This is a genomic window from Gracilibacillus massiliensis (genome assembly GCF_001458115.1).
Lineage (GTDB): Bacteria > Bacillota > Bacilli > Bacillales > Amphibacillaceae > Gracilibacillus > Gracilibacillus massiliensis.
The window spans coordinates 723,251-735,468 of the sequence record NZ_CZRP01000011.1 but is presented as its reverse complement, the minus strand read 5'-3'; the positions used below and the strand labels follow the sequence as shown (position 1 = coordinate 735,468).

Annotated in this window: 10 protein-coding genes; 2 read left to right on the top strand and 8 right to left on the bottom strand. The window is 35.9% G+C overall.

From position 1 onward, the window contains the following. Window positions 1–56: 56 nt before the first annotated feature. The gene (locus BN3107_RS07040) at window positions 57–1,025 is read right to left on the bottom strand and encodes a 2-hydroxyacid dehydrogenase (RefSeq protein WP_058306902.1); all 969 of its coding nucleotides are present in this window, start codon (window positions 1,023–1,025) and stop codon (window positions 57–59) included. A 158-nt stretch (window positions 1,026–1,183) separates the two neighbouring features. Between BN3107_RS07040 and BN3107_RS07035 the strand changes: the two genes are divergently transcribed. Then, on the top strand, window positions 1,184–1,969 hold the full coding sequence (locus tag BN3107_RS07035; RefSeq protein WP_058306901.1) for an SDR family oxidoreductase: 786 nt from the start codon (window positions 1,184–1,186) through the stop codon (window positions 1,967–1,969). A 606-nt stretch (window positions 1,970–2,575) separates the two neighbouring features. Here BN3107_RS07035 and BN3107_RS07030 read toward each other — a convergent pair. From BN3107_RS07030 to BN3107_RS07020, 3 genes are all read right to left on the bottom strand, one after another. Further along, on the bottom strand, window positions 2,576–3,388 hold the full coding sequence (locus BN3107_RS07030; protein ID WP_058306900.1) for a pyruvate, water dikinase regulatory protein: 813 nt from the start codon (window positions 3,386–3,388) through the stop codon (window positions 2,576–2,578). A 19-nt stretch (window positions 3,389–3,407) separates the two neighbouring features. After that, window positions 3,408–4,037 carry a helix-turn-helix transcriptional regulator gene (locus BN3107_RS07025; protein ID WP_058306899.1) on the bottom strand — a complete coding sequence of 210 codons (630 nt, stop codon included), beginning with the start codon at window positions 4,035–4,037 and terminating at the stop codon, window positions 3,408–3,410. A 162-nt stretch (window positions 4,038–4,199) separates the two neighbouring features. Beyond that, window positions 4,200–6,128, bottom strand: a complete 1,929-nt coding sequence (locus tag BN3107_RS07020; RefSeq protein WP_077065060.1) for a glycoside hydrolase family 127 protein — start codon at window positions 6,126–6,128, stop codon at window positions 4,200–4,202. A gap of 144 nt (window positions 6,129–6,272) precedes the next feature. Here BN3107_RS07020 and BN3107_RS07015 point away from each other — a divergent pair, with 144 nt between their 5' ends. Beyond that, window positions 6,273–7,508 (top strand): MFS transporter, encoded by a 1,236-nt coding sequence (locus BN3107_RS07015; RefSeq protein WP_082631251.1) that lies wholly within the window; start codon window positions 6,273–6,275, stop codon window positions 7,506–7,508. A 237-nt stretch (window positions 7,509–7,745) separates the two neighbouring features. On the opposite strand, the gene BN3107_RS07010 is transcribed toward BN3107_RS07015, so the two are convergent. The 4 genes from BN3107_RS07010 to BN3107_RS06995 are packed head-to-tail and all read right to left on the bottom strand — an operon-like array spanning window position 7,746 to window position 12,108. Next, window positions 7,746–9,458, bottom strand: a complete 1,713-nt coding sequence (locus BN3107_RS07010) for a hypothetical protein (protein WP_058306898.1) — start codon at window positions 9,456–9,458, stop codon at window positions 7,746–7,748. Window positions 9,459–9,518: 60 nt separating this feature from the next. Continuing rightward, window positions 9,519–10,241, bottom strand: a complete 723-nt coding sequence (locus BN3107_RS07005; protein WP_058306897.1) for a hypothetical protein — start codon at window positions 10,239–10,241, stop codon at window positions 9,519–9,521. 7 nt (window positions 10,242–10,248) lie between these two features. After that, window positions 10,249–10,932: a hypothetical protein gene (locus BN3107_RS07000; RefSeq protein WP_058306896.1), complete on the bottom strand. Its 684-nt coding sequence runs from the start codon at window positions 10,930–10,932 to the stop codon at window positions 10,249–10,251. A gap of 30 nt (window positions 10,933–10,962) precedes the next feature. Then, the gene (locus BN3107_RS06995; RefSeq protein WP_058306895.1) at window positions 10,963–12,108 is read right to left on the bottom strand and encodes a PstS family phosphate ABC transporter substrate-binding protein; all 1,146 of its coding nucleotides are present in this window, start codon (window positions 12,106–12,108) and stop codon (window positions 10,963–10,965) included. Window positions 12,109–12,218: the final 110 nt, after the last annotated feature.

Here is a 12,218-nt window from a genome sequence, read left to right as displayed (position 1 = left end):
TAAAAGAAAGACATGGTATCTACACATTGCCATGTCTTTCCTTATCTGTAATTTAGTTATTGCAATTCTTTTATTACTGCTTCAGGCTTTTCTTTGTTTAATGCTTGTAAAGCGTTCTTCGCAGCGAAAAATTTCATTTCTTCACGTGTTTCAGCAGTAGCAGATCCGATATGAGGTAATGTCACGACATTCTTCATTTTCAAGAGTGGATTATTAGGATCTACCGGTTCTTGTTCGAATACATCTAAGCCTGCACCAGCAATACTTTCCTCTTTGAGTGCCTCAATCATCGCAGCTTCGTTTACAACTGCACCTCTTGAAGCATTTATAAAAAAGCAGGTTTCTTTCATGTTTGCAAATGCTTTTGCATCTATTAAATGATACGTTTCTTTCGTTAAAGGAGTCATTAATAAAATAAAATCAGACTCTTTTATCAAATCATCTAATTCTTGAAAATTGACTCCTAATTCTTTTTCCAAGTTTTCTTTTCTACTTCTATTATAGTAGGTTACATCCATTTCAAATCCTAGTTTCGCTCTTCTTGCCACTTTTTCGCCAATCCGCCCCATCCCTATTATACCTAGTTTTTTATGATGGACATTGCGACCGAATAAAGGAAGGTCTACAGCTTTGTTCCAATTCCCTTGTTTAACATAGTGATCAAGTTCTGGAATTCTTCTTGCACTACTTAGAATCAAACCAAAAATAAGATCTGCTACTGTTTCATCTAATACGTAAGGAGTATGAGTTGCTATCACCTGAGAGCGCTTTAACGCTTCCACATCAAAATTGTCATAACCTACTGAAATGTTACTAACAACTTCTAGTTTCTTTGCTTTGTTAAGTAATTCATCATCAATTTTATCCTTTGCTGTAATTAGACCATGGTAGTCTCCTATCGTATCTAGTAATTGCTGTCTTGGCATCTGATCAGGACTATCCCAGGTATCTACTTCCACTTGTTCTTTAAGGTAGTTTTTCACGTTTTCAGGTATTGGTTCTGTTACTAAGATTTTTTTATTCATGATGTCCTCCTTCAATTATTCCTCTGTTATACCATTCATTTTAGCATTTTCTTTTCCTTTAATCGATAAAAGCGATTTCAAAAAAATCATTAAATGTGTGTTATCACATAGTGATGTGGGAATAGTATACAAAATATTAAATGATGAGGAGAATGAAAATGTCTAATCGATTCACAGGTAAAGTTGCTGTTGTAACTGGTGGAAGTTCAGGGATTGGAAGAGCCTCTGCGATCGCTCTCGCCCATGAAGGTGCTAAAGTTTGCTTAATGGATATTAAAGAAGAACAGGCTAATCAAGTAAAAAATGAAATTGAAGATATTGGTGGTGAAGCCATAATTGTAGATGTGGATTTATCAGATCATCAACGTGTTCAATCAGCAATGGAGAAGGTCCATGATACGTGGGGCAGGCTTGATATTGTCTTTGCAAATGGTGGTATAAACGGTGTACTTGCTCCAATTGAAGATTTAGACCCTGAGGACTGGGACAAGACTATTAATACAAATTTAAAAGGGACGTTTCATACTGTAAAATATGCCGTACCTTATTTAAAAGAAAATGGTGGAAGTATTATTATTACAAGTTCCGTGAATGGAAATAGAATTTTCTCAAACTTTGGAATGGCAGCTTATAGTACGTCAAAAGCTGGACAAATGGCTTTTGGAAAAATGGCAGCTCTCGAACTTGCTCAATATAAAATAAGAGTAAACATCATCTGTCCTGGTGCTATTGAAACGAATATCGGTAAAAATACAGAAAAAACCCCTGAACTGGAAAAGATCGATATCCCAATGGACTTTCCAAAAGGGGATAAACCATTAGAAAATAGACCAGGTAAACCAGAAGAAGTGGCCAAGCTAGTAACCTTTCTAGCATCCGACGACTCGAGCCATATAACAGGCACAGAATTGTTCATAGACGGAGCAGAGTCATTATTAAAATAAATTAGTTCACAAAGACATAACTTTGTTAGCAATTTTGAAAAGGTATATGTGCGTGGTAACCGCTTCGGCTTGCCCACTTCCCTTTCCGTGGGGTTTTCCCTTCAGCTAACTTTTTCAAGCAAAAACCGCATGAAAAAGTGGATCTTCATGGAAAACGATCCCACAGGAGTGAAAGTGGCCGCCTACGCTGAATTAAACTCTACAAATATTTCAAATGCTAGCATTTTGGATTGTTACAGATATGAAAATATTTTGTTAATTAAGAGTAAGTAGTCTAAAGACAAATTTATAGGCGATATGCAATAAAGCCAATATGATTATTTTTACTCTAATTGTAGATCAATAAAAAGCGCAGGCGTCGGCTTCCACTCCTGCGGGATGTTTTTATCCGAAGATCCACTTTTTAAGCGCACTTTGCTGAAAAAGTTAGCTGAGGAGAAAAACCCGCGGAAAGGGAAGTCGACAAGCCGAAGCGATTGCAAAACACATATAACATCTCATAATTACCACTAAAATAGTGTCGCATAATCCTGCTTATATTCATCATTGGTATTACAATCGATCATATTTTAATCCGTAAAAAAAGTAGGAGCTTATATTTTGCTCCTACTTTTGATTTGCACGCATGTTCATGATAACTCCGGCAGTTTCTTCAATTGATTTATCCGAAACATTAATAACAGGACAATCTAATTTGGTCATTAATTCATTCGCAGTCTTTAATTCTTTTTTAATCTGCTCCATTGAAGCATATTTAGATTGGGCTGGTAAACCAAGAGTCTTTAACCTTTCCGTGCGGATCTTTAATAAATGCCCAGGGTCTATCGTTAAACCAACAATCATACGATCTTCTTCTTTAAATAACTCTTCTGGAGCTTCCATATCAGGTAAAATAGGAAGATTTGCTGTTTTTATCCCTTTATGCGCTAAGAAAATGCTTAATGGCGTTTTTGACGTTCTGGAAACACCAATTAGTACAACATCGGCTAATAACAGCCCTTTTACATCTTTACCATCATCATATTTAACAGCAAATTCTACTGCTTCAATTCGTTTAAAATATTCTTCATCAAGTACTTGTCGTTGACCTGGTTCAGGTTTAGGATTGCCATTAAACGTATCAATGTATGCTTGCATCATCGGCCCCATTACGTCTACCGCTCGTATATCATAACGAATTGCATCTTGCTGCATTTTAGCTCTTAGTTCAGGTTGGACGAGCGTATAAGCTATAAAGCTGTGATTGGCACGTACTTCTTGAACAATGGTTTCGATTTCTTCTTCAGATTGGATGTGACTGTACCTTTTCACTTGTACATTACTATTGGTAAATTGTCTGACCGTTGCTCGAACAACTGCCTCAGCTGTCTCCCCTACTGCATCGGAACAAACATAAATAAAAGACTTATTTTCAACCATACCTAATATCCCCCTTACATTATGCTTCTGATCCCATATCAATTAATGCTTTCACTATATTCGTTTTAGTGATACGCCCTATCACTTTATTTTTGTTGTCATCTTCTGGTTTTACAACTGGTAAGCTATCCACTTCATAATACACCATCATTTTTGCTGCATCATACACACTCTGATCTGCTGTTATGGTGTATACCTTTGGTTGCCTAGTCATCACAAGTTGGACCGGCATTGATGTCGCCTGTGGATTTCCTAATGTTACCTTTAATAAATCTTTCCGTGAAACGATACCTTGTAAATATTGATTTTCATCAACCACGATCAATGAACCCACATCGTCTAGAAAAAGGGAGATCACTGCATCATTAACGGTTGTGGTCCTTTGAACTGTTACTGCAAGACCTTGAACATCTTTCACTAAAGTATGCTTCCATACATTTTGATTATTTGTTTCACTTTTTGTTTTCGATAAAAAATAGCCGACTTTAGGTTTTGCCTCAATATGTCCGGTCATTACCAATACCGCTAAATCTGAACGAAGGGTTCCCTTACTTACACCAAGCATCTCAGCAATTTGTTCAGCAGTAATTGGTTCGTGTTTTTTTAAAATTGTCATAATTTCTGATTGCCGTTTTGTAAAATCGATCATTTTCTTCCTCCTGATTTCAAACCAAAACCTATCCTGTAATAATTCAATCATAACACATTTTTGAATAGTACAAATGAAATGTTATGTTAACTCATTGTATCTTTTATTTAATAATGAATGAAGCTACACTTCAGATTGGAGTGTAGCTTAATGAAAGAGCATTTACATCGTACGAGTCCAAACTATCATTTCTCCTTTCCCTCTATTACCCCAATAACTATAAGGAATTGCCCGCCAAGTTATCCTTTCTTGTTCTATCTTCTGATCAAATGTATATAAATTGGGGGTAGAAAGCTTTTCCCGTACACCATTGCCTTCTAAGAATGGAATACCATTGATAGTTGCATCTGATCGAGCATTTATTTTTTCAGTAAGATCAAGTTTAATGGCATGTAAATCCTCCGCATTATCTAATTCCTCTAACGCATAGACAATTGGTCCTCTCTGTAATGCAACCTTACCAGCATTTTCTCTTACTTTTGGATTTGCTCTAACCACTTTAATATCCATATTGAACGATAAAGTTATCCGATCATTATTCTCCCATAATTTATTAATAAATAGATAGCCATTCTCGATCTTGTCTAAAACTACCGTTTCTCCATTAATTTTTACCTTGACCTCATTTGACCATGAAGGCTTTCTAAAAGCTAATGTAAAGCTTGTACTTTCAGCTATTTCTATAGATATATTAACACTACCATCGCTAAGATAATCCGATTTTTGATTCAATTTAACTGGCTGTTTTTCTATTTCAAATTTAGTTTGATTACCTATATATAAATGCGTGTAAATCGTCTCGTTATCTTGAGTATATATATAATTGCCTAGCGATGTTAAAAGTCTTGCAATGTTCGGTGGACAACAAGCACAACCAAACCAACCGACCCGCTCAGAATCGACATGTTGATGGTCATGTCGATAATCTGTTACTTCTGGAACCATTTCTAACGGATTGACATAGAAATATTTTTTTCCATCCTCTGACATACCACTTAAAATACCATTATATAATGCTTTTTCCATGACATCCCCATAGTTTTGATTTGCCTCAATCTGTAACATTCTTTTTGCCCAGAAGACCAAGCCAATCGAAGCACAGGTTTCAGCATATGCCACATTATTAGGAAGATCATAATCTAAAGTGAATCGCTCACCATGGCCTTGTGATCCAATTCCACCTGTAATATACATTCTTTTTTCTACTACATTGTCCCAAAGGAGTTCTAATCGTTTTTTCCATTTTTCTGAGTCCGTATATCTTACAAGGTCTGCCATCCCAGCATACAAATAAACCGCACGAACAGCGTGTCCTTCAGCTGTATCTTGTTGATCTAATGGAGCGTGTGCTTGATGATAAGCTAGATCGAACCATTTATCATTAAAATGTAAGCCTAAAGTTGGTTCATCAAGAAAAACACTTGGTTGTTTTCCTCTTTCTTCGATAAAATATACCATCAAGTTAAAATATTTTTCTTCATGGGTTACCTCATATAATTTGACTAATGCTAATTCTAATTCGGGATGACCCGGATAAGTCTTGTACTTACCTTCTTCAGGTCCGATTACACTTATAATATAATCCACATATTTTGTCACAATTCGCAACAATGAATCTTTTTTGGTTGCTTCATAATATGCCACTGCTGCTTCAATCATATGTCCTGCACAATATAACTCATGTCCATGACAAACGTCTTTCCAACGTTTTTCAGGTTCTTTCACAGTAAAGTATGTATTGAGGTAACCATCTTCTTGCTGTGCTTTTCCGATTAATTGAATGACTTCATCAATCGTTTTTTCTAATTCTTCGTCATATTCATAGATCAAACTATAACTTGCAGCTTCTAACCATTTTGCGACATCGCTATCCTGAAAAACCATTCCCTTGAATTCACCATCAGATAAACCGGCAGCAATCCGAAAATTTTCAATCGCGTGGCTCGGAGCAGCTCCTGGAATATTATCATTTAACGCATCCCATTGATAGGGAATGATAACATCTTTGGCTAAATCTATTTTACTTTTCCAAAAATCATCTGTTATTTGAACTTGTTTTAGTGGTATGGTTTTCATCTGTGTCTGATTCATATTATCACCTCTGTTTGAAATCGCTTACTTTCGAGTATAATATATTCATATTTTAGAATCTATCATTTCGAATCACAAAGCATTACAAATTAATGCTTTTAATGTATGATTGTTAATAACGTTTTCACAAGGAGAATAATACATATGAATCTTAAACCAAAAACGAATTATTTTTTACTTTTATTTGTTATCTTTGGTGGTTTTTTAATTTTTGGGGTTTCCGAGAATATTAAAGGGCCAGCTATACCTGATATGCAAAATGAATTATCTCTTAGCGACGGGACACTAGGAGTGTTATTAGCTATTAATGCATTTGGATTTTTACTCGCATGTACGTATACATCTTGGTTAATTGCGAAGATCGGTGCTAAAGCCACGAGCATTCTAACCTTTCTACTAATGGCGATTTCTGGAGTATTCATCTATTTTTCTACTAATTTCGCTTCTCTAGTAGGGGCTTACTTTTTATTATATATTGGAAATGGAATGCTCGAGATTGGTTTAGCGATCATTGCCGCACGATTATTCACTAAAAATACTGGAACAATGCTTAATTTGTCCCATTTCTTTTATGGACTTGGTTCAACGGTTGCACCAATTGTAGCTGCCCAAATGATGGGTTGGGAAATCTCCTCTACTGTGCTTGGCTGGCGTGGGATGTATATGATTATGCTATCCTTATCGATTTTACCAATTATACCTGTTGTATTAAGCCGTTTCCCTAAAGATGAGGGAGCTGAAGAGGAAGACCGTACTTCTATAAAAAAATTAACACGTGATCCGATTGCATGGCTCATTGTATTTGCATTAACCATGGGGGTCACTGCGGAACTTGGAATCGCAGCATGGCTTGTTAACTATCTGGTAAAAGTAAGTGAATGGTCGATTGCTGAAGCTTCTGGAATGTTATCGATCTTTTTCTTTTCGTTTATGTTAGCAAGACTTTTATTAGGACCTGTAACAGATAAATTTGGATACGCTATCTCGATTATTGTATTTTCGATATTTGCCGGGGTATTTAGTATGATTCCAATTTTTACTGGTGATCAATATGCTATTCTATTTGCCATCGCTGGTTTTGGAATTGGTCCGATTTATCCTACGATGATGGCGTTAATTGCTAAAAAGTACACGAAAGGAACAGATACCGCGATTACCTTTACCGTAGTGTTAATTGGGATTGGAGGTGTGGTAACGAATTTATTGATTGGATATATTATTGAATGGGTTACCAATCTATCTTTTGGTGTTTCATTTGAGGAAAGTAATAGAATCGGTATGCAAGCAGGCTATTTCTTTATCGCATTCACCGCTATACTATGCGCCTTAGCTACCTGGGAGATATATCGGAGATTAAAAAAAGAAGGGAATATTTTATAGTGGACAAATCGAGATTATAGATTTCGTTTAAAATGAAAGTATTTTTTCTTCACAGGAATTTACTCGCGCTTAACGGGAATCCTCTTCTTCTAGACAGGAATTTTCATCGGCTTCACGGGAAAAAAGCATAATTCCCGTCTAGCGAACAACACTTCCCGTGAAGAAACTATAAACAAATACTTCACAGTTTCACTCCATTCATAATAAAAAAAGCATGGAATTATCCATGCTTTTTCATTATTGTGTTAATCCTTCAATTTCAATTTCTTCGACTGTGGCGGTCCCGTTGTCTAAGGTTTGAACTTCCGCTCTAATGGTATCTCCTTTTTCTAAAAAGATCGATAGTGGTGAAGAACTAGCATTAACCGTATAAATCGTTTGATCACCATTTAATAAAAACTGCACGACCTGTCCTTGCTCAGTTGATGTCACCAAGACTCGATCTATTTCACCCGACCTTGTCTCCAACTCTGCGTCATCCGTAGCACCGACATTACCTGGTCTTTGTAATAATGCCATTCGATATGCATCTAAGGTCTGATTAGCCGTATCTCCAAATACAACAAAATCAGAATCATTTGCTTTTATATAGGCGTATTGTTTGTGTAATCCATTAGGATCTAGTACATTAACTACCCAGGTCGGATTGCCATCAATATTATATAATACTGGCATGTATCCTTCCCATTTCTTCTCAGGAAACTCCTTATTTACAATCTGTTTAGCACCTTCACTATCCATTATTCCATTATTTTTTTCTCCACCATAATAGGTTAGTTCCCCAGTACGGGCGTGAATTAAGGTATAACCCAATGCAGAATCAATATTTTCCTTAGGTGACGTCAAGTCTGTAAAATAGAACATCTCCCCATTCTCATCAAAAATTGGGGTAACTTCGGACTCTGAACCAGATGCATTTGGTATTTTAACATCTCTTTTTCCAAAAACACTATTTAACCAACCATGTATATACTTACCAAAATAATTGTTTTCTGTTGTAGCCATTTCTGAACTTACCGATCCTTCGATAAAATCAGGTGCTTGATCGGTTTCAAACATCTCCATCTCCCCTGAAGTTGGATCAATTACAACGACTTTTAATGCTTCTAGATTTGGTTTATTGGTAACATGCATTGGGCGATAAATAGTTTGAACATACCATGGCTTTCCATCATCGTCGATTTCAATTTGAGCATCACCACTTTGAATATATTGTGGATACTGATTATAGATCACCCGTTTTACATATTTATGAAAATAGCTGGAGTTTGTATACTGCATCGCACTCTCATGAAATTCTGGTTGGGCATTTACATTTGTTGCAGAGATCGTAAAATAACCTGCTGTTTCTTTTCCACGAACAAACTTCCAGAAACCTGCAAACTCTACTGGTGCTACATAGACAATTTCTTGATCGACTTTTTGCACTTGTAATTTACCTAAATCATAAAATTGCGGATTTGGTACAACACTCATTGCTTTCTGAATTTTATTTCGTGCAAACTCAGGCGCCACTGTAATTGGCGTTTCATCTTTTGTTAATGGTTTTGCTTCCTCTTCTTCTGTTACAGAAATCGATTGATGTGCTTCATCTAAGGTAGTAAAACCTAATACAATTACGACGATTACTGCGATAAAAGCAAGACTAAAAAAGCCAATTATTGGTTTCATTACCCTTGTTTCTACTTTTTTCCCTGGCTGAATCACATAAAGAAACAGCGGTAAAAAGATCACGGCTACTACCAGATTAGCGATTAACATATTTGGCACAGATACTGCTGGTAAAGCAAAATAAAATATAATTCCAGTAGTAAGGTAACCCACGACAAATATAAATAAACCGTGTTTCATTACGCGAGTAGCATTTAGTTTTGAAATGCTTACGGTTAGAATTACACCTACTACATATAAAATCATTGCGATTAATGTTGCGATTAATACACCTAACATTTTTTATCCCCCTTGTTTTTCTCTACTACTACTTACGAATGAGGGTAAAAAAGGTTTCAATTATTTGATTTCATCTTCTGTTAAACGAAAAATATGTACTATTTTACCTCCACCAGAACCTCCTGAGTTACCCGAAAAATAGTTGTCAACAGATAATATTTGATCTTGACTGTCATAAGGAACCCATCCTACATTTATTTCTGGTGGTTGTGACTGAAAATGAAACATTTCATTTGTACTCGTTGGTTCATGTGGTTGAAACTCAAAAATTACTTTATCCCAAACTGAAGGTAATGGCTTCATACCATATACTTCTTTTGATACATTAAGTTTTTCCGTCATATCAATCTCCGGATGATAAAAATCATTTCCATTTGTTATGCCGTACTCTCTCTCCCGTTGTCCTAGTAAATCGACATACTCCAAGCTATCATTCGGCTTAACATTCCATATAAGATAATTTTGATCATCCACTTTCCAAATCGTATATGCCCCCATTGCATTATGACCAATGCTTTGCCATTCTGCTTCCTTCCATTGCCAAAAAGCTAATGCATATTTATCTGTCTCTGAGATGAAAGGAATAACGACATGGGCATCGTCTAAATAGATCGTTTCTTGTATTTTCTTTACGTTCATTTGATGATACTCTTTTATTTGGTTTTTGATTGTTTGTTTTGATAAAAATGTATCAGGATTTGCATAAAATTTACTGATGCCAAACCAAATCAGAGCAATCACGATGATCACTGCTAGGATGACTCCTATTTTTTTATATGCCATTGATCTGTCACTCCCATAGGCGCTTTTCAGTAGTAAAATAATATTGTTTTTCAGGTGAAGAAACCAGCATCCCTTTCCCATCTTTTTCTAGGTAAATGACAGGTATTATACCACTACCCCACTTTGGATTTATTCCATCTAAAATATAGGGAAACTGTTCTGTATGGCCTTGATCTAATTGTGAAAAGTTATTAATATCTAAATCTTTTACTTCAGCAGTTTCCAAGGCATCCATGAACTGCTCCTTATCGATCGTTTTATTCGAAAGATTCCCATAAGTCGTAATGATATCCGCATTCTCCACATCGGCAATATAGGTATCAATCTCATCTAATGGATAAATGATAGGTTGCAATACAAGAGAAATAAGGTTCGATAATAAAAATAGAAAACTTGCGGCATAACCTAACCATGCAAAAGGACGAACTCGTTGCCAGCGCTCTGGATCATTTCGCAAAAGAAAGTAAATAATCCAAACGCCTAGTGGCAGAATCGGCAGGGTCCATTGATTCTGTCCCGATGATTGCCAATTAAAATCAACCGTAAATAATCCTACTAATATAAGCAAAATTACTTTCCATATCGCCATGTGCTCTTGTTTTTTTCGATAAATATTAACAGCGGCAAAAGCAATGATCATCCATACTGGAATGATCGATACTAATGCGATAAGATCTATGTGAAACTGCACGTTTACCACTCCTCTTTATCACGATGTCGATCACTCTAATGGCACATATCCTGTTCGATCAACTATTTCTTGACCTAGTTCTGTTTGAATCCAATCGATTAACTTTTCAACATTTTCACTTTTTGTTCTTCTAGTTACTGCATAAAACTCAGCTATCACTGGATATTTTTCATTTTGGATATTTTCTTTCGATGGTTCTACTTCATTAATAGCTATATGTTTAATCTCACCATTCTCAACCATCTCTTGTGAGAAAAAGCGAAATGAAAAACCTATCGCATTTTTATGGTTTTGGTAATTAGACGTTTCTCTAATAATTCCGCCCATGCCAGAAACAATTTCATCAGCAGGGGGTTCCATTAATTCTCTGTTTTCCATAAATCGAATTAATGCCGATTGGCTACCACTACCTTCTGGACGCTGAAAAGCACGAATTTCTTCATTATTTCCTCCGACCTCTTGCCAATTTGTGACTTCACCTGAATAAATCGCTTGAATTTGCTCTATTGTTAAAGAATCTACTGGATTGTTTTTGTTAACAAAAAAGACAAACGCTTCTTTCCCAATCGGGGTTAATTCTATGTCAACATTTATCGAGTCTGCATATTCATATTGTTTTTCTGAAGGTTCTGCCATAAAAGCTATATCGGCATCACTATGTATTACGTTTTTAAATGCATTAGATGTTTGACTTGATATGACTTCACTCTCATCTAAATTATAAGTTTTTTCAGGATAGACAGCCTGAGCAAATCCTGCATATACTGGATATAATGCCGTAGCACCATCTAATTGTGGTAAGTCATCTGTTAATTGTAGTGTCGACTCTTCTTCTAACCTGATTGCCCTTGTGTCTTCTTGAAAAGGTTGGTATTCGGACAAGTCGACGTCCTGAGTGCTTACAATTTCAAGACTTTTTAAATAATATTGATAGCCTTCATAGGAACCCATAGTAATAATCGCTATTACTAAAAAAGATATACTGAACAATTTTGTTCCTTTCTCTTTCCACTTATCGTAGATTGCTAGAATTATGATCACGATTAGACCCAAGCTCAAAATCGGAATATATACACCGTAAAATTGCTGATCTTTTCCTAATAATGCAATAATCCATAAAAACAGTCCCGCAACGCCAATCCCAATAACAATCAATATGCTTGCAAATAACCTCATTATTTCACCTCAATAATTGGAATAGTTCTAATCACATAGTACCATAAGTAAAGAGGTTGTTTGAAGTTATTTCCATAAGAAAAACTCATCACTCGCCACGTCTTTTAGCG

Bases quoted from the DNA above. Each gene is read 5' to 3' on its own strand.
- BN3107_RS06995 (WP_058306895.1), bottom strand. From the start codon at position 12,108: ATGAGGTTATTTGCAAGCATATTGATTGTTATTGGGATTGGCGTTGCG.
- BN3107_RS07035 (WP_058306901.1), top strand. From the start codon at position 1,184: ATGTCTAATCGATTCACAGGTAAAGTTGCTGTTGTAACTGGTGGAAGT.
- BN3107_RS07010 (WP_058306898.1), bottom strand. From the start codon at position 9,458: ATGTTAGGTGTATTAATCGCAACATTAATCGCAATGATTTTATATGTA.
- BN3107_RS07030 (WP_058306900.1), bottom strand. From the start codon at position 3,388: ATGGTTGAAAATAAGTCTTTTATTTATGTTTGTTCCGATGCAGTAGGG.
- BN3107_RS07025 (WP_058306899.1), bottom strand. From the start codon at position 4,037: ATGATCGATTTTACAAAACGGCAATCAGAAATTATGACAATTTTAAAA.
- BN3107_RS07020 (WP_077065060.1), bottom strand. From the start codon at position 6,128: ATGAATCAGACACAGATGAAAACCATACCACTAAAACAAGTTCAAATA.
- BN3107_RS07005 (WP_058306897.1), bottom strand. From the start codon at position 10,241: ATGGCATATAAAAAAATAGGAGTCATCCTAGCAGTGATCATCGTGATT.
- BN3107_RS07040 (WP_058306902.1), bottom strand. From the start codon at position 1,025: ATGAATAAAAAAATCTTAGTAACAGAACCAATACCTGAAAACGTGAAA.
- BN3107_RS07015 (WP_082631251.1), top strand. From the start codon at position 6,273: ATGAATCTTAAACCAAAAACGAATTATTTTTTACTTTTATTTGTTATC.